The 18,466-nt window shown below is 62.5% G+C and carries 21 protein-coding genes and 1 pseudogene; 8 read left to right on the top strand and 14 right to left on the bottom strand.

Annotated elements, in window-relative coordinates; genetic code table 11:
• Positions 1–109: 109 nt before the first annotated feature.
• The 3 genes from X757_RS163135 to X757_RS163145 form a co-directional block, all read right to left on the bottom strand.
• Positions 110–1,525, bottom strand: coding sequence for an ATP-binding protein (locus X757_RS163135; RefSeq protein ID WP_023672026.1), 1,416 nt, complete (start codon positions 1,523–1,525; stop codon positions 110–112).
• A 76-nt stretch (positions 1,526–1,601) separates the two neighbouring features.
• A complete protein-coding gene (locus tag X757_RS163140) occupies positions 1,602–2,321 on the bottom strand; it encodes a response regulator (RefSeq protein WP_023672025.1) in 720 nt (239 codons plus the stop codon).
• The gene (locus X757_RS163145) at positions 2,308–2,841 is read right to left on the bottom strand and encodes a MarR family winged helix-turn-helix transcriptional regulator (protein ID WP_023683723.1); all 534 of its coding nucleotides are present in this window, start codon (positions 2,839–2,841) and stop codon (positions 2,308–2,310) included. The genes X757_RS163140 and X757_RS163145 overlap by 14 nt, the downstream gene beginning before the upstream one ends.
• Before the next feature lie 245 nt (positions 2,842–3,086).
• Between X757_RS163145 and X757_RS163150 the strand changes: the two genes are divergently transcribed.
• The 3 genes from X757_RS163150 (at position 3,087) to X757_RS163160 (ending at position 5,309) form a co-directional block, all read left to right on the top strand.
• Positions 3,087–3,980 carry a branched-chain amino acid aminotransferase gene (locus X757_RS163150; RefSeq protein ID WP_023724950.1) on the top strand — a complete coding sequence of 298 codons (894 nt, stop codon included), beginning with the start codon at positions 3,087–3,089 and terminating at the stop codon, positions 3,978–3,980.
• Between the two features lie 145 nt (positions 3,981–4,125).
• Positions 4,126–4,440 (top strand): hypothetical protein, encoded by a 315-nt coding sequence (locus X757_RS163155; protein ID WP_023686110.1) that lies wholly within the window; start codon positions 4,126–4,128, stop codon positions 4,438–4,440.
• 230 nt (positions 4,441–4,670) lie between these two features.
• A complete protein-coding gene (locus X757_RS163160; RefSeq protein ID WP_023695789.1) occupies positions 4,671–5,309 on the top strand; it encodes an MBL fold metallo-hydrolase in 639 nt (212 codons plus the stop codon).
• Between the two features lie 65 nt (positions 5,310–5,374).
• Here X757_RS163160 and X757_RS163165 read toward each other — a convergent pair whose 3' ends face one another.
• From X757_RS163165 to X757_RS163175, 3 genes are all read right to left on the bottom strand, one after another.
• Entirely contained in the window at positions 5,375–5,800 is a 426-nt protein-coding gene (locus X757_RS163165; protein WP_023672020.1) for a BA14K family protein, read from the bottom strand.
• A 192-nt stretch (positions 5,801–5,992) separates the two neighbouring features.
• Positions 5,993–6,205 carry a cold-shock protein gene (locus X757_RS163170; protein ID WP_023672019.1) on the bottom strand — a complete coding sequence of 71 codons (213 nt, stop codon included), beginning with the start codon at positions 6,203–6,205 and terminating at the stop codon, positions 5,993–5,995.
• A 351-nt stretch (positions 6,206–6,556) separates the two neighbouring features.
• Positions 6,557–6,769 carry a cold-shock protein gene (locus X757_RS163175; protein ID WP_006202520.1) on the bottom strand — a complete coding sequence of 71 codons (213 nt, stop codon included), beginning with the start codon at positions 6,767–6,769 and terminating at the stop codon, positions 6,557–6,559.
• Positions 6,770–7,243: 474 nt separating this feature from the next.
• Between X757_RS163175 and X757_RS163180 the strand changes: the two genes are divergently transcribed.
• Entirely contained in the window at positions 7,244–7,660 is a 417-nt protein-coding gene (locus X757_RS163180) for a Kazal-type serine protease inhibitor domain-containing protein (protein WP_023711155.1), read from the top strand.
• Between the two features lie 553 nt (positions 7,661–8,213).
• On the opposite strand, the gene X757_RS1000000168415 is transcribed toward X757_RS163180, so the two are convergent.
• From X757_RS1000000168415 to X757_RS163190, 3 genes are read right to left on the bottom strand one after another with little or no spacing between them, the layout of a single operon-like run.
• On the bottom strand, positions 8,214–8,351 hold the full coding sequence (locus X757_RS1000000168415) for a hypothetical protein (RefSeq protein WP_023683725.1): 138 nt from the start codon (positions 8,349–8,351) through the stop codon (positions 8,214–8,216).
• A gap of 37 nt (positions 8,352–8,388) precedes the next feature.
• On the bottom strand, positions 8,389–8,655 hold the full coding sequence (locus tag X757_RS163185) for a hypothetical protein (RefSeq protein WP_023683726.1): 267 nt from the start codon (positions 8,653–8,655) through the stop codon (positions 8,389–8,391).
• Complete coding sequence (locus tag X757_RS163190; RefSeq protein WP_023672014.1) at positions 8,652–8,921, bottom strand: hypothetical protein; 270 nt, start codon at positions 8,919–8,921, stop codon at positions 8,652–8,654. The genes X757_RS163185 and X757_RS163190 overlap by 4 nt, the downstream gene beginning before the upstream one ends.
• Positions 8,922–9,243: 322 nt before the next feature.
• On the opposite strand from X757_RS163190, the gene X757_RS163195 reads away from it, so the two are divergent.
• Together X757_RS163195 and X757_RS163200 are read left to right on the top strand one after the other, a co-directional pair.
• On the top strand, positions 9,244–9,426 hold the full coding sequence (locus X757_RS163195; protein WP_023724949.1) for a hypothetical protein: 183 nt from the start codon (positions 9,244–9,246) through the stop codon (positions 9,424–9,426).
• A gap of 203 nt (positions 9,427–9,629) precedes the next feature.
• A complete protein-coding gene (locus X757_RS163200) occupies positions 9,630–11,264 on the top strand; it encodes a sulfotransferase (protein WP_023724948.1) in 1,635 nt (544 codons plus the stop codon).
• A gap of 7 nt (positions 11,265–11,271) precedes the next feature.
• Here X757_RS163200 and X757_RS163205 read toward each other — a convergent pair whose 3' ends face one another.
• The gene (locus X757_RS163205; RefSeq protein WP_023683729.1) at positions 11,272–11,625 is read right to left on the bottom strand and encodes a DUF1428 domain-containing protein; all 354 of its coding nucleotides are present in this window, start codon (positions 11,623–11,625) and stop codon (positions 11,272–11,274) included.
• Here X757_RS163205 and X757_RS1000000169635 point away from each other — a divergent pair.
• The gene (locus X757_RS1000000169635; RefSeq protein ID WP_352460608.1) at positions 11,512–11,877 is read left to right on the top strand and encodes a hypothetical protein; all 366 of its coding nucleotides are present in this window, start codon (positions 11,512–11,514) and stop codon (positions 11,875–11,877) included. The two genes, X757_RS163205 and X757_RS1000000169635, sit on opposite strands and share 114 nt — an antisense overlap.
• On the opposite strand, the pseudogene X757_RS163210 reads toward X757_RS1000000169635, so the two are convergent.
• Positions 11,784–12,125: pseudogene (locus X757_RS163210) on the bottom strand (VOC family protein); the annotation flags it as partial. The gene X757_RS1000000169635 and the pseudogene X757_RS163210 sit on opposite strands and share 94 nt — an antisense overlap.
• Before the next feature lie 218 nt (positions 12,126–12,343).
• Between X757_RS163210 and X757_RS163215 the strand changes: the two are divergent.
• Entirely contained in the window at positions 12,344–12,958 is a 615-nt protein-coding gene (locus tag X757_RS163215; RefSeq protein ID WP_023724946.1) for a glutathione S-transferase family protein, read from the top strand.
• Positions 12,959–13,007: 49 nt separating this feature from the next.
• Here X757_RS163215 and X757_RS1000000168410 read toward each other — a convergent pair whose 3' ends face one another.
• From X757_RS1000000168410 to uvrB, 3 genes are all read right to left on the bottom strand, one after another.
• Positions 13,008–13,181 (bottom strand): hypothetical protein, encoded by a 174-nt coding sequence (locus X757_RS1000000168410; RefSeq protein WP_023724945.1) that lies wholly within the window; start codon positions 13,179–13,181, stop codon positions 13,008–13,010.
• Positions 13,182–13,329: 148 nt separating this feature from the next.
• Positions 13,330–14,856, bottom strand: coding sequence for an ABC-F family ATP-binding cassette domain-containing protein (locus X757_RS163220; protein WP_023724944.1), 1,527 nt, complete (start codon positions 14,854–14,856; stop codon positions 13,330–13,332).
• Between the two features lie 338 nt (positions 14,857–15,194).
• A complete protein-coding gene (gene uvrB / locus X757_RS163225) occupies positions 15,195–18,365 on the bottom strand; it encodes an excinuclease ABC subunit UvrB (RefSeq protein ID WP_023724943.1) in 3,171 nt (1,056 codons plus the stop codon).
• Positions 18,366–18,466: the final 101 nt, after the last annotated feature.

Raw genomic sequence — 18,466 nt, 5'->3', positions numbered from 1 at the left:
AGCCGAATCAACTGAGGTCGCGCGCTTCATGCGCGCTCTTGACCATGGTTTCATGACGCGCGGATGAAGGTGGTTTTTGGCCGAGCCCGACTTCCAGATCATGCTTTGGTCAGGCGGGCACTTTGATCACCGCCCGCAGGCCGCCGAGCGGGCTGTCTTCCAGCATGATGTCGCCGCCATGGCTGCGGGCAATATCGCGGGCGATAGAGAGACCAAGGCCGGTGCCGCTGGCGTCGAGGTTGCGCGCCTCGTCGAGCCGCACGAACGGTTTGAACACGTCCTCGCGCTTTTCCGGCGGGATGCCCGGACCGTCATCGTCGATGGTGACGACGAGTGAGCCGCGGCCGTGATCGGCGCTGATCTCCACCGTCTTGGCATAGCGCAAGGCATTGCCGGCGACATTGGACAACAGCCGGGCGAAAGCGTGCGGGCGCACATGCACATCCGGATCACCGGCAAGCACGGTCGATAGCTTGCGCTTGTGCAGCGACGCCTCCTCGCCGAGCTTTTGGAAATAGGCCTCGAGATCGAAATGGCCGGCATCTTCCGACGCTTCGCCGCGGGCAAAGGCGATATAGCCTTCCAACATCGACTGCATGTCGTCGATGTCCTGGTTGAGCGCGGCCTTGGTCTCGGGCTTGCCGCCGGCCAGCGCCAGCTGCAGCTTGAAGCGGGTGAGGATGGTTCTGAGATCGTGGCTGACGCCGGTCAGCATGGCGGTGCGCTGTTCCAGCTGGCGTTCGATGCGCTCGCGCATCTGGATGAAGGCAAAGCCGGCCCGGCGGACCTCCTCGGCGCCGCGTGGGCGGAAATCGCGCGGCATCGGCCGGCCCTTGCCGAAGCTTTCGGCGGCCTCGGCCAGAGACAGGATTGGCCGGATCTGGTTGCGAAGGAAGGGGATGGCGATCGTCAGCAGCACCAGCGACGTCCCGACCATCCAGATCAGGAAGATGTGGGTGTTGGAGGCATAGGCCTGGCTGCGGCGCACGAAGACGCGCAGCACCTTGCCCTCGAGCTGGATGCGGACCTCGACGATGTTGGAATTGCCGACCGTGTCGATCCAGAACGGGCGGTTGATCTGGCGGGTGATCTCGGTGGAAAGGACGTCGTCAAGGATCGAGAAGAAGGGCTTGGGTCCAGGCGCCGGCAACGGGTCGGGCGGCAAGAGGTCGACCTTCAACTGCATGCGGTCCTGGGCGATGCGGATGATGTTGGCGTAGTCGCCATCATGCGGATAGGTCTCGATCATGTCGATGATCGCGGCGATGTCGCGCACGGTTGCCTGCGACAGGCGCTGCGTCACGGTTGCCCAGTGGCGTTCCATGAAGTCGAAGGCGACGACCGACTGCAGAAGGATCATCGGCGCGATGACGATGATCAGCGAGCGGGCATAAAGCCGCTTGGGCATATAGAACGCAACCAGCCGCCAGAACCGCTTCCAGGCACGCGGCATTGCTTTCAGCGCGCGTGATACGCGCGCGCCAAAGCCGCCTTGTTCCGGCCGTTCCAGTTGCGTGGTCGCCATTTATCCTTCCGCTGGGTCAATGGCCGCTGGTCGATGGCCACTTATCTATGGCCAAAGGGCGGCCGTCAGCGGCATTCTATTCCACGCTGAGCCGATACCCAATACCGCGCACCGTCTGCAGCCAGACCGGATTGGACGGATCGCGCTCGATCTTGCGGCGCAGGCGGTTGATCTGGACGTCGATGGTGCGCTCGCCGACTTCCGAATCGTCGCCGACAAGCTCGTGACGCGGGATCGTTTCGCCGGCCCGCGCGGCAAAGATCGCCAAGATCTCCTGCTCGCGGTCGGTCAGCTTCAGCGCCTCGCCGCCCCGCTTCAGCTCGCGCCTGGCAATCTGGAAGGTGTAGGGGCCGAAGACCAGCTGCTCGACCTTGGGCGTCGTCGCCGGGCCGCCGCGGCGCAGAATGTTATTGATGCGCAGGATCAGTTCGCGCGGGTCGAAGGGCTTGGGCAGATAGTCGTCGGCGCCGGCCTCGAGCCCAGTGATGCGGCTGTCGGTTTCCGATAGCGCGGTGAGCATCAGGATCGGTACGTTCTTCTCCGCCCGCAGCGCCTTGGTGAGGTCGACGCCGGTCTCTCCGGGCATCATGACGTCGAGGACAAGGAGGTCGAAGTCGAGTCCTGCAAGCTTTCGCCTGGCCTCGCCGGCATTTCCGGCGACTGTGACGCGAAAACCGTTTTCGGTCAGATACTGCTTGAGCAAATTGCGAATGCGGGTGTCGTCGTCGACCACAAGCAGATGCGGCGCGTCATCGTCCGGCGCCGTCGGCTGGTCCACCCTCTCAATGGTCTCCATGGCTTTTCCCTGACATGTTTGCAGGCACAATGTCGATCTGCGCCCTTAGTTCCGGATTGACCATGGCTTCCAGGAATCGTTCGATCAAGGGACGCTCGCTGGCTCCGGAATCTTCCAATGCAGCACGGATGCGGCGTGACTGTGGCCGCGCCAGGGCCAGCGCCAGGGCGCGCCCCTTGGCTGTCGGATAGAGCTCCCGCTGGCGGCGGTCGCGCGGACCCTGCAATTGCACGATATGGTCGGTGTCGATCAACTGCTTGAGCACCCGCGCCAGGCTCTGCTTGGTGATCTTGAGCACGTCGAGCAGTTCGGCGACCGTCAGTCCCGGCCGGCGGTTGACGAAATGCAGCACCCGGTGATGGGCGCGGCCAAAGCCGTAATCGGCCAGGATTTGGTCCGGATCGGAAGTGAAATCGCGATACGCAAAGAAGAACAGTTCGATGATGGCGAAGTCGATGCCGTCCTCGTCGGTGATCGGCGTCTTGATCGGTTTTCCGGCAGCTGGGCTTCGATCCGTCATCATTTCTCCGTCCATAGAGGGAAATTATGTCAGTACTATTGACGTAATTTCCCCGCAATGGTAATTTTTGACAAGCTTTTCGGGTGAATGCGAACGAAAAGGCAAGGGAGTGCGGTTTTTCCGGAACTTCCTGAGTTTGCCAGAGTTCGATTCTCCGCTTACGCTTCAAGGGCCGCCCGACGCGGCTGTCGCGCAACAAAAAACAACACTAATGATATGCGGGTCGCCGCCCGCGGGAGGTTTCCATGGCATCCGTTCCCTTCGACCAACTGGACGGCTTCATCTGGATCAACGGCGAGTTCGTCAAATGGGCCGACGCCAAGATCCACGTGCTGACCCACGGCCTGCACTATGCCAGCGCCGTCTTCGAGGGCGAGCGCGCCTATGGCGGCGCCATCTTCAAGCTCAATGAGCACACCGAGCGTCTGCATGAATCGGCGCGCCTGCTCGGCTTCAATATTCCCTATTCCGTGGCCGAGCTCAATGACGCCTCGACCACGCTTCTGAAGAAGCAGGGTTTCCAGGACGCCTATGTCAGGCCGATCGCCTGGCGCGGCAGCGAACAGATGGGGGTGTCGGCGCAGAACAGCCGCATCAACTGCGCCATCGCCATCTGGCAATGGCCGAGCTATTTCGACCCGGCGCAGAAGCTGAAGGGCATCCGTCTCGATCTGGCGGAATGGCGCCGGCCCGATCCGCGCACCGCGCCGTCGAAGTCGAAGGCCGCCGGCCTCTACATGATCTGCACCATGTCCAAGCATGCCGCCGAGGCCAAGGGCTATGCCGATGCCATGATGCTCGACTGGCGCGGCCAGGTCGCCGAAGCAACGGGCGCCAACATCTTCTTCGTCAAGGATGGCAAGATCCACACGCCGAAGCCCGATTGCTTCCTCGACGGCATCACCCGCCGCACCGTCATCGGCCTCTCGAAAGACCGCGGCCTTGAAGTCGTCGAGCGCGCCATCATGCCTGAGGAACTCGCAGGCTTCGAACAGTGCTTCCTCACCGGAACGGCAGCGGAAGTGACGCCGGTCTCCGAGATCGGTCCGTACCGATTCGAGGTCGGCGAGATCGCCAAGACTTTGATGAACGACTATTCTGCTGCGGTGCAACCTAAGCATGCGATAGCCGCAGAATAACGAAAGTCACAGCTTTTTTCGCAAGCAGGGGCGGTTTTGAGGCCGGCCCCTTTATTTCAGCATCTGTGCATTTGACTTTCGTACAATTCAGCGTCTCATGATGGTGTCGGCCCGGGAGGCTGGCAGCTATGGAGGGACTAGGTACATGGATACGAATACGCTCATTGCGCTCGTTGTACAGGTAATTGCAGGTGTTGTCGGTGGTCAGGCGGTCGGCGTTGCGCTGAAGAATGCGGCGATGGGCCAGCTGACCAAAATCATCGGTGGCGCCGTTGGCGGCGTCGGCGGCGCGGCGATCCTCGGCAGCCTGCTCGGCGGCACGGCCGACCCGGCAGCGGCTGCCACGGCAGCGGGCGGATTGGGTGATACGCTGAACCTCAAAAACCTGCTCGGCGGCGCCGGCGGCGGCGCCATCCTGACCGGCATCATCGGTGCGGTCATGGGCGCGATGAAGAAGTAAGCCTCTAGATCATTCACCGTTTCACGGCGAATGATCTAGTTTGTTGTTTTACGCAATTCCGGACGGAAAACCGCTTTACAGTTTTCCTGGAATTGCCCGAGACCGAGGCTTCGTCAAATGGGCGGCCGTTGGGCCGCCCATTTCTGTTTTGGGACGGACTGTTTGCCTTTCAGCAGTGGACGGCCTTCGCCCACGCCTCTACATCACGCTGGAACAGCGAAAGGACAATCATGGGTCAGCTCAATGCCGGCATCGTGCCGGTCACGCCTTTCCAGCAGAACTGCACCATCCTGTTCGACATGGATGACAAGCATGGCGTCGTCGTCGATCCGGGCGGCGACATCGACAAGGTGCTGGCGGTGCTGAAGGACAATGCCATCACCGCCGCTGCGATCTGGATCACCCATGGCCACATCGATCACGCCGGCGGCGCCATGGAGCTGAAGGAAGCACTCGGCATCGAGATCATCGGCCCGCACGAAGCCGACAAGCTATTGCTCGACAATCTCGAGAACCAGGGCCAGCGCTACGGCATTGCCGGGGCGCGCAACTGCGTGCCCGACCGGTTTCTCGCAGAGGGCGAGACGGTTTCGTTCGGCTCACATATGTTCGAGGTGCTGCACTGCCCCGGCCATGCGCCCGGCCATGTCGTATACTACAATCGCGCGGCGAAGTTCGCTCATGTCGGCGACGTGCTGTTTCGCGGCTCGGTCGGGCGCACCGACCTGCCGGGCGGCGACCATGCGGCGCTGATCGCCTCGATTAAGAACAAGCTTTTGCCGCTCGGTGACGAGATCGGCTTCATCTGCGGCCACGGCCCGGGTGGCCGCTTTGGCGAGGAAAGGCGGACCAATCCCTTCCTGACTTAGCGATGTCTTTCTGCCAAAAAAGCGCTGGCCTTGCGGTCAGCGCTTTTTTTTGGGGCAGGGAAGCCTCAATTCGCGACGCAGAAATGCTGCTCACCGTCATTGCCGGTGAACGTGCCGCTGCGGGCATTGAAGCTCCGGTAGCGGTCCGAGCAGTATTCGTACCAGTCGCGGGTCCACGGCTCGGCATAGCGGTCGGCATAGACGACCCGCGGTTCGGCATAGTAACGGCGCACCGGCGCCGGCCGCACTTCGCGGTAGTCGTAATCGTCGTCATAGCTGCTGTAGCGCGGCTGCGGGTTGCTCAGCGCACCGGCGATCAGAGCGCCGGCCGCAAGGCCGACGACACCGGCCGCAAGCGCGTCGCCATTATGATGACGACCATGGCCATGATGCCAGCGGTTCCAGTCCTTGGCATTGGCGGCAGGCAAGGTGGCGAGGGTGGTCGCGGCGAGAGCGGCGCCCAGGATGGCGGTCTTGAAAATGCGATTCATTTTGGTCTCCTTCGTGCCGGCCCGGATAGTTTTCGGGGATGCGGTCCAGCCTAGGGGACGATTAATAGAAGACCGTGGCTGAACGGGGGCTGAACGGAATTGGCTGATACGATCCAGTTCTTGCGGCAAAACCAAGCGCGTACGCAAGGCGCTCCGCCTCGTCAATCTCCGTCCGGACTGTCTTGAGCCGGCTTAGCCGACCGACAGGTTGACGGCCTTCGGACCCTTGCCGCGCTTGTCCGGCTCGGTGTCGAATGTCACTTTCTGTCCATCCTCCAGACCGGAAAGACCCGAAGCCTGCACGGCCGAAATATGAACGAAGACATCCTTCTGCCCGTCGTCGGGCGTAATGAAGCCGAAGCCTTTGGCATGATTGAAGAATTTGACAGTGCCGGTCTGCGGCATGGGAAGCTCCCTTTGATCCCACAAAGTCCAGTTTCGGGCCGGCAAATGCCCGAAGGGAAATTTGTCCTTTATTTTAGCGCTATCGGCAAGAGAAAGTTTTGGCGACGGCGGCAACGCTGAAGGCTGCTCAAATAGATCGTGGCACCGAAGGCAATTCGCGCCAGACGATTGCTCCGGCGATCAGCCACGGCATTGACCGGTCGAGCGTCCTTTGCCTGCGGCGACGGCGGACATGAAAAAGGCGCAACGGGAAACGTCGCGCCTTCGAAACTCTGGACGGCTGACAAAGCCGGTCAAACACGCTTGAGGTGCTTTTTCGAGCGCCCTGACGGGCGCGCGGGCACCGCCGGTTCAGGCCGCGCGGAGGTTGACCGCCTTCGGACCCTTGCCCATGCGGTCGGGTTCAACGTCGAAGGTGACCTTCTGGCCGTCGACGAGGGTACGCAGGCCCGAGGCCTCGATCGCGGAAATGTGGACGAACACATCCTTGGCGCCGCCGTCGGGCGTGATGAAGCCGAAGCCTTTGGTCGCGTTGAAGAATTTAACGGTGCCGGTCTGGGCCATTGGGGAAACTCCTTCACCCGTGTCAGTCTTGTGGTTTGCCCGCCGCCTGGCATCGTGGGCAAGTCCCGGTGGTTGCTTCGGCAGTCCTGCATTTGCGCATGGTAAAACCCCCCGCCGAAAACGGGGCCGTCAGAGATTCACAGTATCGGGGAAAGGTCGTCCAAAACGTTCCGCTCTCCGGGTCGCAAATGCCCGAACACAAAATTTATCGCACGGAAACGTGATCGTTGCAAGATAGCGCCGCGGGCCGCGTCCATCGACGCATCCCAACGCAGGCGCTTCGATAAACCTGGGTTCTTAAGAGTTCATCAGCCAGAGCCCGGCCACGCATGGTCCAGCGGTCTGGTCCAGGGCCAAACCAATGCGCGGGCCGGGCATCGCATGGCTCCCGCGCCGCAAACGGGGGTTGCATTTGGCAAGGGAATGGCGAGGATCGACAGGCGCGTTTTGCGCCGGCTCGAGGGAGGCATATTCATGAGATTTCTTGCGACGATCTTCTCGCGCCAGGGTTTTACCATTCTCTTCCTGTCGGGGCTTCTTGCGGCCTGCACCGTCGTCGTCGATGACGGGCCGGGACCACGTCCGCGCCCGCCACGGCCGGAACCGGAATTCTGCACCAGGCAATACGAGCCGGTCTGCGCGCGGCGCGGCGGTGACCGCCAGACCTTCGCCAATGCCTGCCTTGCCGAACGGGAAGGCTACCGCATCGTTCGCGACGGCCCTTGCCGCGACGGCGGCGGTGGTGGCGGTGGTGGCGGCGAAGAGCCGACATTCTGCACGCGCGAATACGCCCCGGTCTGCGCCCGCCGCCATGGCGAGCTGCGCACCTTTCCCAACGCCTGCGAGGCCCGTGCCGCCGACTACCGCGTCGTCGAGGACGGCCCCTGCTGATTTTTCCTTCTCCCCTGTCGGGTGAGTCCGCCGGAGGCGAATTCACCGTCCCACTGGCACGATAAAAAAGGCGGCGAATGCCGGGACCCTGCGAAGCAGCGGGGACCGGGCGGGTGGACCGGACCACCCTTGGTCCTTCGCAGGCTCAGGGCGTTCGAAACTCGAAAAGCCAACAATTGGCTTTTCGTCTGCTGCGCGGACCGCTTCTCACCCCCAAGGGAGAAGGCAAGGTCGCGGATCGGAGTGGTTGCCTACGCCGAATACGCCCCGTCGGCCGGGCGGCATAAAGCTCTGCGCCGTCCTCGTCGCAAATGCGCAGACGGTCGGGGATCTGCGGCATGGCGAGGCTGTGGACAGCGCGGTGGCGCCCTGCAGGGCGGCGCGCAGGTTCGGCGCGTCCAGCGATACCTTGTCGAGCGTGGCTTCGTCGACGTCGCGCGAGCGGCTCGACGAAGAACGTCAAGCAAGCCTCCGTTGCAGAGTTTTGCGCGGGATCGTCAGTCCGAGATCGTCAGTCCATTGCCGGCAGGTGCGCCAGGCGCGCCCTGCCTGGTCAGCCCTTCGACTTCGGCTTCAGGCTGCTCTCTGCCTGCTTGACCGAGGAACCGAACGGGGAGGCGGCCTTGGCCACCACCTTGTCTTTCTTGGGCTTGCGAGTTTCGCGATTGCTGCGCTGCTGACCCTTGGCCATCCGTCTGCTCCTTCGTACGTGCTGGGTGGGTGCGGTGTCAGACGGCCGGGCTGTCGGGGACAGCCGGGGCGTCCGCCACTTCGAGGTTGTCTTCCGTGGTGACCCGCTCATAGGTCTCCTGCTCGCTGCGGATGCGATATTGCGGCGAGCCATCCTTGACCGGCAATCTGCTCTTGATCTGAAACAGCTCGGCGGTCTTCTGGGCGAGCCCGCTGCGGCTCTTCATGCGCACGGTCTGGCCGACGGCGAAGAGGTGCGAGGGCGTGTCGGTGCGCGGACGCGCATTCTGCTGGAAGCGGATCATGCTGCGTTCTCCTGGTCGCGCCTCAGCGCTGTTTCGAGTTCGAGGTAGTCGATGGCGACAAGCTGGCTGGTGGCCGGGTTCTTCACCGCCCTTGCCGGCAAATGGATGAAGGTGGCGACGCGACGCCAGGCAAGCCGCGACATGCCCTCGATCAGCTCTTCGTCGTGATCGATGTCATAGTCGCCGGCCGGCAGTTGCCCTTCCAGCCCGCCAAGCACGAAGGGTGCCGCGAAATGGGCGATGGAACGGGTGGTGCGATCCGGCATTGGCTTGGCTCTGGTTCGTCGATGCTTTCCGGCATCAACAGGGAACTCAACCATCGGCGATTGGAATGAGTTTGGCGGGTCGAGTATCTCCGACGCCGCTATATGCCAAGCTTGGCCCAAAAAACGATCTCAGATCAATAATCCGAAATTGTTGGTTATTCAAGCTGATTTCCGCCACGGCTCGACCGGTATAAAAAATTTCTCGTATAAACCCTAATAAATCTGCTATCGTGGAACAATATCAGCCAATTTCTTATTTAGAGAGCATCGGAATAATTATTCCGGTGCCCCTAAGATTATTTTTTACGAAAGGCAAAAATATATGAGATTCATGAAAACGCCGGATCGTCCGACCGCAACAATCGAGCCAGTCGTCCTCTTCCCCAAGGCAATATCAGTGCGCCTGACGATAAGAAGCGACGAAGCGGCACGGCGCAAGATTGCCGACACCGACGGCACGCAACGGCGGGAGCGCCGGCTCGCCGAGAGCCACCGGCTGATTTGAACGCTACATTTTGCTGTAATTCCTCTAGAGTTTCGAAGAGGTCCGCGCCCTTGGCGAGCCCACTCTTCCCTTGAACCTGCAGCGCCGATGGCCTAGATCGCGGCAAGCGGACAAAACACGGCAGGTTTCCCATCAACAGAGATCAGAGAAGAGCGGCGGGTGCTGGAGCTGGCGGACAGGCGCCGCTGGGCCTCGACCAATATGTGCAGCAGGCGCTGCAGCTGCATCAGGCCGGGCGCCGGCAGGAGGCCGAGACGCTGTACCGGCAGGTGCTGGCGCGCAAGGCCAATCACCCGGCAGCGGCGCATTTCCTGGGCCTGTTGCTGCACCAGACCGGGCGCAGCCCCGAAGGGCTGGAGCTGATCGAGCAGTCTGTGCGTCTGCAGCCGAAGAATCCCGATTTCCTCAACAATCTCGGCACGGTGATGCGCGATCTCGGCCGCGTTGCCGCGTCCGCCGATTTCTTCCGCGGCGCGGTCGATCTCAAGCCCGACCAGCTCGCGGCACGCGACAATCTGGGTTCGGCGTTGAAACAGCTCGGCCAGTTCGAGGCTGCGGAGGACATCTATCGCGGCACAATCGGGCGCAATCCCTTCCATGTCCGCGCCCGCATCGGGCTTGCCGAAACGTTGCAGGAAGCCGGTCGTCTGGATGAGGCGCTGGCGACCTTTCGCGAGGCGCTGACGATCCGGCCCAAGGATGCCGACCTGTTGCATGGGCTCGGCGTCGGGCTGATGGAAAAAGGCAAGCTCGATGAAGCGGCAGACCTGTTTCGGCAGGCGTTGGCGATCACGCCAGGCATGGCAAAGGCCTGGCTGATGCTGACGCAGGTCAAGCGCCAGAAGGAGCGCGACGCCGAACTCGCCGGCATGGAGGCCCAGCATGCCAAGGCGCCGGCCGACAGCCTGGCACGCATGCAGCTGTCCTTCGGTCTCGGCAAGGCCAATGACGATTTGAAGGACTATAACAGGGCCTTCGACTATTTCGCTGAAGGCAATGCGATCCGCCGCAAGGGCATCGATTATGATCCGGTCAGGACGCGGGCCGAATTCGAGGCGATGAAGACGGTGTTCAACGCCGGCTTTTTCGAAAAGCACAAGCCAAGTGCAATCTCCGACGACACGCCGATTTTCGTCGTCGGCATGCCGCGCTCCGGCACCACGCTGGTCGAACAGATCATCGCCAGCCATCCACAAGTCTATGGCGCGGGCGAGCTCAGCATGTTGAAAACCGCGGTCGGCAAGCAATTTCCGCTGACCATGCCGGGAGGTTTCCCCTGGGGACTGGTCGATGTATCCGACGCGGAGTTTGCGGAGGCGGGCCAAGCCTATCTCGACATGCTGCATGAGCGCTATCCCAACTTCAGGCATGTCACCGACAAGATGCCCGGCAACTTCCTGCTCATCGGCTTCATCCATATGATGCTGCCGAAAGCCAAGATCATCCATTGCGCGCGCGATGCGGCGGCGACCTGCCTTTCGATCTACAAGGTGCATTTCCGCGGCGACAACCACCGCTACGGCTATGATCTGGGCGAGCTCGCCGATTTCCACAACATCTACACCGACATCATGGCGCATTGGCACGATGTTCTGCCGGGCGTCGTCCATGACGTGCGTTACGAGGATTTCGTGGCCGACCAGGAGGGACAGACGCGGGCGCTGATCGGGCATCTCGGCCTGTCCTGGGACGACAAGGCGCTGTCGTTCCACGAGACCGACCGCCCGGTGCGCACGGCCTCGGCCGCGCAGGTGCGCCAGCCGATGTATCAGGGCTCGGTCGATCTCTGGAAGCGCTATGGCGACAGGTTGAAGCCGCTGCTGGACAAGCTGGACTGAGCAGCGGCTAAAGCTCGATGAAGGGCTGGAAGCCGCCGAAGATCATGCGCTTCATATCGAAGGGCATGGGCCCCAAATCGGGTGTCAAACGGGGATCGGCCATCACCTTGGCCATTACCGCGTCGCGGCTTTGCCTGGACGAATAGACGGCCCAAGCAAAGACGACGATCTCGTCGTCTTTTGCCTGAACGGCACGCGGAAACGAGGTCAACTCACCATAGGGCACGTCGTCGGCGATACATTCGACATAGGCGAGCGCTCCGTGTTCCTTCCATATCGGGCCTGCGAGGTTGGCCAGCTTCTTGTAGTCATCGATATTTGCCTTCGGCACGGCGAGCACGAAACCATCGACATAGGACATCAGGTTCTCCTTGGAGTATCTCACAAAGCTCCTTACCGGCGTCAGCCGGTGAGGAGCTTTGTCAGCAGTGGTCAGTCTTTCTTCGCCGGCGCGTTCATCGCCCATTCGACCCCGAAGGGATCGCGCATGTTGCCCCACTGGTCGCCCCAGAACATCAGCTGCAGCGGCACTGCGACTTCGCAGCCGGCATCGACCGCGCGCTTCCACCAGTCATCGATCTCGTCGGCGCCGAGATGGAGCTGCATGGTATAGCCCTGCGGCTTGACGGCAGGCATGCCGTTTTCGGGGTAGAAATCGGAAATCATCAGCGTCGAGCCGTTGATGTGGAGATGGATGTGCATGGTGCGGCCCTGGTCATCGGGCGGATAGAAGAACACCTGCTCGGCGCCGAAGGCCTTCTTGTAGAACTCGGCGGCCTTGAAGGCGCCGTCCAGTTGCAGATAGGGGGTCAATCCACCGAGAACTTTCGCGGCCGGCTGAATGGGGGTCTGGTCGGTCATGTCTTGTTCCTCTTTGGGTTTGGTCTGGGCGCTTGGTTGGCCTTGCGAAGCCTAGGACGAACGAGGCGGCGGCGATCCTACATGTCTGATGCGATTTTCTGGGCCGATGCGATTTTTGGGGTGAAATGAACTTGCGTCGGCGGCGCCCAATCAGAGCGCAATCCTCGGTATGAGCAGGCTAGAAAAGGGGACTGCTTCTCCAACCCGCTGAGACGACAATGATCCTCTATTACCAGACCCATTCGCCCTTTGCGCGCAAGGCGCTCGTCTTCGCCCATGAGGTCGGGCTTGCCGACCGGCTCGAGGTCATTCATCACGAGACCAGCCCGACCTTGCGCAATGCCCGTGTCTACGCCGAAAACCCGCTCGGCAAGGTGCCGGTGCTGCTGCGGCCGGATGCGTCGCCGCTCTTCGATTCCGATGTCATCTGCGCCTATCTCGATACGCTGCATGATGGCCGCAAATTGCTGCCGCAGGACGGCGAAGCGCGCTGGCAGGCGTTGCGGCTGCAGGCGGTCGCCCAAGGCCTGGCGCAGACGGGCATAGGCCTGCGCTGGGAGACGGAAAGGCGGCCCGAACAGTTGCGCTATGCAGCGCTTGCCGAAGGCTACCGGGAAAAAATTGAGGCCAGCTATGACTGGATCGAAAGCGCGCTAGACGACGAAACATCGCTCCATGTCGGCCATATAGCGCTTGCCACCACGCTGTCCTGGATGGCGTTCCGCCAGCTGCCGTCCTTTCGCGCGCGGGCGCGGCTGACGCGCTGGTTCGAGGCGTTCGAAAAGCGTCGAGCGATGCAGGCGACGCCGCTGTCTGGCGATACGCATGACTGAGCAACGGTCGCCCCGCGGCGGCCTGCATCGATCTTTCCCGACCGCATGGTCAGGGCGCCCTGCAGATCCGCGGGCCGTTTTGCGCGTCGATGAGGATTTCCGGCCAGCCGATATCCTTGCGCAGTTCGATCGGCAGGGCCAGAAGCTCGCGCTCGCTGCGATAGCGGGTGCGGTTCTGTGCGTACCGGGCGGCGACGCGGCCTATGGATGACAGAATGGACATGATGCGTTCTCCTCAGATGAAGCCGGCATCATCGTGTCGGCATCCCAAGGACGCAGCAGGTTCAGCCGATCCGACAGAACGCTGAAAATATTTACGGGAGATGCGAAAGCATGGACCGCAACACGGTGCGGCCCATGGTGGTAGTTCCTCAGCCCGCCGTTTCAGCCACCGAGCGGAAGAAATCCTCGGGGTCTTCGACTTCGGTCAGCTTCCGCTTGTCGACCAGCCAGAAGCGGTTGCCGACGGCGCGGATGAAGGAGCGGTCATGCGAGGCGAGCACACAGCTCGCCTGGTGCTTGAGCAGTTCCTCCTCCAGCGCTTCCTGGCCGTCGATGTCGAGATGGTTAGTCGGCTCGTCGAGCAGGTAGAAGTTGGGGTTGGCGAGTCTCAGCGCCAGCATCATCAGCCGCGCCTTCTGGCCGCCGGACAGCACGCCGATCTTCTTCTCCTGCATCTCAATGACAACGCCGGCGCCGGCAAGCAGCGAGCGGGCGCGTTGCTCGCCGACATCGTAGCGGCGCGAGACCATGGCCAGCGGCGTGTCGTCGCCGCTGATGCCGGCCAACGCCTGGTCGCTGTAACCGAGCACCGTCGACGGCGTCACTTTGACGTTCGGCACCGTGTCCGGCTCGGCGATGGCGTTGCGGATCAGATTGACGAAACGCGACTTGCCGACGCCGTTGCGACCGAGCAGCACGATGCAATCGCCCTGGCAGATATGTCGCTTGCCGGTTTTGAACAGCAGCGTGCCGTCGGGCGTTTCCACCGCCGCGTCATCGAGCGTGATCAGCACCTTGGCGTGGGTGCCACGGTTGGCCAACCTGATCGCACCCGCCGATTTCTCGCGATGCGCCGATACCGCGGCGTCTTCCAGCTTCTCCGCCCGTTCCCTGAGTTGCTTGGTTTTCACCGTCAAAAGGTCGCTGCCGGAATTGATGCCGATGTTGTTGAGCTTGGCGGCCTGCTTGCGCAGTTGCTGCGCCACCTTCATGTCGCGCTCGAACCGGCGCGCCGTCGAAGCGTCCAGGTCGTCGAGCGCTTGCCTGGCCTTGGAATAGGGCAGTGCAAACACCGGCGAGTCCTCCGGGCGCAAGAACAGCGTGCGGTTGGTGACGGCGTCGAGAAAGGCGCGGTCGTGACTGGCGATGACCACCGACACCTCGCGGGGCAGCGCGATCAGCCAGCTTTCCAGCTGGCTGATCTTGGCGAGGTCGAGATGATTGGTCGGCTCATCGAGCAAAAGCACATCCGGATCGGTGACCCAGACGCGGGCGATCAGCGCCAGCCGCTGCCATCCGCCGCTCAGCGCCTGCATCGGCCGTTCGCGCATCGGCTCGGGCACGTCGAGCGAATCCAGCACCACATCGACGCGCCACATCTCGCTGTCGGCCTGCTCGGCCGGCAAGGCATCGGCCACCACCTGATGGAAGGTGCGGCTAAGAAGGGCAGGCGGAACCGACTGCCCGACATGGCCGACACGCAGGCCGCGCGTGCGAGAAATGTCGCCCGAGGTCGGCTCCAGCGCGCCGGTCAGGCATTTGAGCAAGGTCGACTTGCCGCGGCCATTGGCGGCAACGATGCCGAGCCGCTCGCCGGTGCCGATGGTGAGATCGAGGTTGGAAAACAGCGGCGCACTCATGGTGACACCGAGGGATTTGAGGCTGATCAGGGCCATTGTGATTTCTCTGGTCTCGCCGGAGACAACTCCGGATGCACTTTGACGGTGTGCTTGCCGGCCATCAGGCTCAGCTTTGCGCACCACGAAGGGCAGACCAAAAAATCGAAACGGGAAAAACCCGTAATGTCCCTGGTCAACCCTGCAAGCGAACTCGCAGGGCAGAAATCGGGCCACGCTGACGATGGTGATCGATAGACACGCAGCCCTCCTTTCAAGACAAAACTTTGAGTGTGTGGAGCGATTACACCAAAGGCGGGGGTGGAGGCAAGTGGGCGACGGATGCGGCGGCGGTGGAGCGCTCTCCCTTCTCCCACAAGGGGAGAAGGAAAGAGGTGCTACTTCCCCGGCCGTCCCGTCTTTCCCGGCCGACGCTTTTCGCGGCGGGCGTCGGCGGGGTCTTCGTAGGAGCCGATGCCGGCGCGCTGGCGAATGATTGGCTTGGCGTCGCGTTCCTTCGCGCCCCCCTCTGCCCTGCCGGGCATCTCCCCCACTCGGGGGGAGATTGGCTGGGGCTTGGCCGGCACTTTTCCTTCGACCGGCTTTTCCGTGCGCCGCACGGTCATCTCGTCGAGCGAATTCTTCTTGAACAGTGGCTTGGTGGCGCCGCCCGGAATGCCGAAGTCGGAGCCGTGCGCTTCCTGCGCCGACTGTTTCTTGAACAGCGAGCGCGACACCGCGCCTGACGGTGTCGGCATGTCGGTACCAGGCCCCATATCGTCGATCGACGGCTTGGCAAATAGCGGTTTCTTCACCGGCACGGCGCCCTCGGCACCCATTTCGTCGAGCGCCGGTTTGCGGAAGAGGTTGGACCGGGCAGCCCTGGCCGCCTCTTCGGCGGCACGTGCGTCGTCGAACTTGCGGAAACGCTCCTGTTCCTCAGCCGTACGGTGCTTGGCCACGCCCTTGTTGTGCTTGCCCTTCTCGCGGCCCGAGACCGGGCTTTCCATGTCGGCATATTTGGCCAGCGGGTCTTCCGAGATCGACAGTTCCATTTCGCGCAGCCGCTTGATCTCGTCGCGGATGCGGGCGGCCTTCTCGAAGTCGAGATTGGCGGCGGCGTCGCGCATCTGCTTTTCCATGGCGTCGAGATGGGCCTTCAGATTGTTGCCCATCATCGCGCCGGCGCCGTCGGTGAACTGCGAGATATCGGCGCGGACGTGGTCCTTCTCGTAGACCGAATCCAGAATGTCGGAGATGCGCGACTTCACCGATTCCGGGGTGATGCCGTTGGCCGCGTTCCATTCCATCTGCTTTTCGCGGCGGCGGTTGGTCTCGGCCATCGCCCGCTCCATCGAGCCGGTGACCTGGTCGGCATAGAGGATGACCTTGCCGTCGACGTTGCGGGCGGCGCGACCGATGGTCTGGATCAGCGACGTCTCGGAGCGCAGGAAGCCCTCCTTGTCGGCGTCGAGGATGGCGACGAAACCGCATTCGGGAATGTCGAGGCCTTCGCGCAGCAGGTTGATACCGACCAGCACGTCGAAAGCGCCGAGGCGGAGATCGCGCAGAATCTCGATGCGCTCCAGCGTGTCGATGTCGGAGTGCATGTAGCGAACGCGCACGCCTTGCTCATGCAAATATTCGGTCAGGTCTTCGGCCATGCGCTTGGTCAAAACGGTGACCAGCGTGCGGTAGCCGGCGGCCGTGGTGTCGCGGATTTCGCCGACGACATCGTCGACCTGGCTTTTCGCCGGGCGGACTTCGACCGGCGGATCGATCAGGCCGGTCGGGCGGATGACCTGCTCGGCGAACACGCCGCCGGCCTGTTCCATCTCCCAGGCGCCGGGTGTCGCAGAAACCGCGACGGAGAGCGGACGCATGGCGTCCCATTCCTCGAAGCGCAACGGGCGATTGTCCATGCAGGAGGGCAGGCGAAAACCATACTCCGCCAGTGTCGCCTTGCGCCGAAAGTCGCCACGATACATGCCGCCGATCTGCGGCACGGTGACGTGGCTTTCGTCGATGAAGACCAGCGCATTGTCGGGGATATATTCGAACAAAGTTGGCGGCGGATCGCCCGGCTGGCGTCCCGTGAGATAGCGCGAATAGTTCTCGATGCCGGCGCAGGAGCCGGTGGCTTCCAGCATCTCAAGATCGAAGCGGCAGCGCTGTTCGAGCCGCTGTGCCTCCAGCAGGCGGCCGGCGCGCTCGAGCTCGACCAGCCGGTACTTGAGCTCCTCCTTGATCGACTTGATCGCCTGGTTGAGCGTTGGACGCGGCGTCACGTAGTGCGAGTTGGCGTAGATCTTGACGCTCTTCAGCTCGCCGGTCTTCTGGCCGGTGAGCGGATCGAATTCGGTGATTGCCTCGATCTCGTCGCCGAACATCGAGATGCGCCAGGCGCGGTCTTCAAGGTGAGCCGGGAAGATTTCGATCGTGTCGCCGCGCACGCGGAAGGAGCCGCGCACGAAATTGATGTCCTGGCGCTTGTACTGCTGGGCGACCAGATCCGCGAGCAGAGCCCGCTGGTCGAGCCGGTCGCCGATCTGCATCTGGAAGGTCATCGCCGTGTAGGTCTCGACCGAGCCGATACCGTAGATGCAGGACACCGAGGCGACGATGATGACGTCGTCGCGCTCGAGCAGCGAACGCGTGGCCGAATGCCGCATCCGGTCGATCTGCTCGTTGATCGAGGATTCCTTCTCGATGAAGGTGTCGGTGCGCGGAACGTAGGCTTCCGGCTGGTAGTAGTCGTAGTAGGAGACGAAATACTCGACCGCATTGTCGGGGAAGAATTTCTTGAACTCCGAATAGAGCTGCGCGGCCAGCGTTTTGTTGGGCGCCAGGATCAAAGCAGGGCGCTGCGTCTGCTCGATCACCTTGGCCATGGTGAAGGTTTTGCCGGAGCCGGTGACGCCGAGCAGCACCTGAGTGCGGTCATTGTTGTCGACGCCCTCGACAAGATCCTTGATGGCGGTCGGCTGGTCGCCGGCCGGCTCGAAATCCGACACCATCTTGATGGCGATGCCGCCTTCGGATTTTTCCGGGCGGGCAGGGCGGTGCGGCGTCCACAGCACGCCGTCCTTGTGCAAGGGGTTGCCGGATTCGATCAGCGCCGACAGCGCCGCGACCGTTGCGGTGACGCTGCCCGAGGCCATGGTCTCGGCGTCTTCCAGCGAGATGTCGAGACCGGCGACCGGGTTGAGGCCGGCGGCGGTGCGTTCGCGGGCCGTGGCCGCGCCGCCCATCGAGGTGCCGCGCGAACTGCGGCCGGGCGCAGCGGACCGCTCCGGGATCTTTTTCGCGGACTTTGGCGATCTACCATCGCCCTTACCGGTGAGACGGCCTTCCTTCTCGGCCTCCTGCTCGATCTGCTCGGCCCAGTCGGCAATCGAGCCGCTCAGCGGCGCGCCGGTGAAGTCGGCCTGCGGCGCCTCGGCGAAGCCGCCTCTGTGCAGAGGCTCCGAGGCATCGAGGAAATCGGTCAGCGGGCTGCGCCGCTTCGGCGGCGAAGCGCCGTTGTCACCCGCCGAAGACGGTGTCTTTTTGTCAGGGAGTTTGGCCATGCCCCAAATATGGGCAGAGTCCGCCAAAATGGAAAGAGTGCAGTGGCGAAGGGCGCTAAGCGGGTCGAAGCTCCTGACACAAGGGTGTCAGGAGCTGTGTT

Origin of the sequence: Mesorhizobium sp. LSHC412B00 (assembly GCF_000503035.1) — a bacterium.
In the GTDB taxonomy this organism is placed as follows: Bacteria; Pseudomonadota; Alphaproteobacteria; order Rhizobiales; family Rhizobiaceae; genus Mesorhizobium.
This window is presented reverse-complemented; position numbering and strand designations above follow the sequence as displayed.

What these genes read in the sequence shown, in the direction of transcription:
- X757_RS163135 (WP_023672026.1), bottom strand. Translation starts at nt 1,525, where the DNA reads ATGGCGACCACGCAACTGGAACGGCCGGAACAAGGCGGCTTTGGCGCG.
- X757_RS163140 (WP_023672025.1), bottom strand. Translation starts at nt 2,321, where the DNA reads ATGGAGACCATTGAGAGGGTGGACCAGCCGACGGCGCCGGACGATGAC.
- X757_RS163145 (WP_023683723.1), bottom strand. Translation starts at nt 2,841, where the DNA reads ATGACGGATCGAAGCCCAGCTGCCGGAAAACCGATCAAGACGCCGATC.
- X757_RS163150 (WP_023724950.1), top strand. Translation starts at nt 3,087, where the DNA reads ATGGCATCCGTTCCCTTCGACCAACTGGACGGCTTCATCTGGATCAAC.
- X757_RS163155 (WP_023686110.1), top strand. Translation starts at nt 4,126, where the DNA reads ATGGATACGAATACGCTCATTGCGCTCGTTGTACAGGTAATTGCAGGT.
- X757_RS163160 (WP_023695789.1), top strand. Translation starts at nt 4,671, where the DNA reads ATGGGTCAGCTCAATGCCGGCATCGTGCCGGTCACGCCTTTCCAGCAG.
- X757_RS163165 (WP_023672020.1), bottom strand. Translation starts at nt 5,800, where the DNA reads ATGAATCGCATTTTCAAGACCGCCATCCTGGGCGCCGCTCTCGCCGCG.
- X757_RS163170 (WP_023672019.1), bottom strand. Translation starts at nt 6,205, where the DNA reads ATGCCGCAGACCGGCACTGTCAAATTCTTCAATCATGCCAAAGGCTTC.
- X757_RS163175 (WP_006202520.1), bottom strand. Translation starts at nt 6,769, where the DNA reads ATGGCCCAGACCGGCACCGTTAAATTCTTCAACGCGACCAAAGGCTTC.
- X757_RS163180 (WP_023711155.1), top strand. Translation starts at nt 7,244, where the DNA reads ATGAGATTTCTTGCGACGATCTTCTCGCGCCAGGGTTTTACCATTCTC.
- X757_RS1000000168415 (WP_023683725.1), bottom strand. Translation starts at nt 8,351, where the DNA reads ATGGCCAAGGGTCAGCAGCGCAGCAATCGCGAAACTCGCAAGCCCAAG.
- X757_RS163185 (WP_023683726.1), bottom strand. Translation starts at nt 8,655, where the DNA reads ATGATCCGCTTCCAGCAGAATGCGCGTCCGCGCACCGACACGCCCTCG.
- X757_RS163190 (WP_023672014.1), bottom strand. Translation starts at nt 8,921, where the DNA reads ATGCCGGATCGCACCACCCGTTCCATCGCCCATTTCGCGGCACCCTTC.
- X757_RS163195 (WP_023724949.1), top strand. Translation starts at nt 9,244, where the DNA reads ATGAGATTCATGAAAACGCCGGATCGTCCGACCGCAACAATCGAGCCA.
- X757_RS163205 (WP_023683729.1), bottom strand. Translation starts at nt 11,625, where the DNA reads ATGTCCTATGTCGATGGTTTCGTGCTCGCCGTGCCGAAGGCAAATATC.
- X757_RS163215 (WP_023724946.1), top strand. Translation starts at nt 12,344, where the DNA reads ATGATCCTCTATTACCAGACCCATTCGCCCTTTGCGCGCAAGGCGCTC.
- X757_RS1000000168410 (WP_023724945.1), bottom strand. Translation starts at nt 13,181, where the DNA reads ATGTCCATTCTGTCATCCATAGGCCGCGTCGCCGCCCGGTACGCACAG.
- X757_RS163220 (WP_023724944.1), bottom strand. Translation starts at nt 14,856, where the DNA reads ATGGCCCTGATCAGCCTCAAATCCCTCGGTGTCACCATGAGTGCGCCG.
- uvrB (WP_023724943.1), bottom strand. Translation starts at nt 18,365, where the DNA reads ATGGCCAAACTCCCTGACAAAAAGACACCGTCTTCGGCGGGTGACAAC.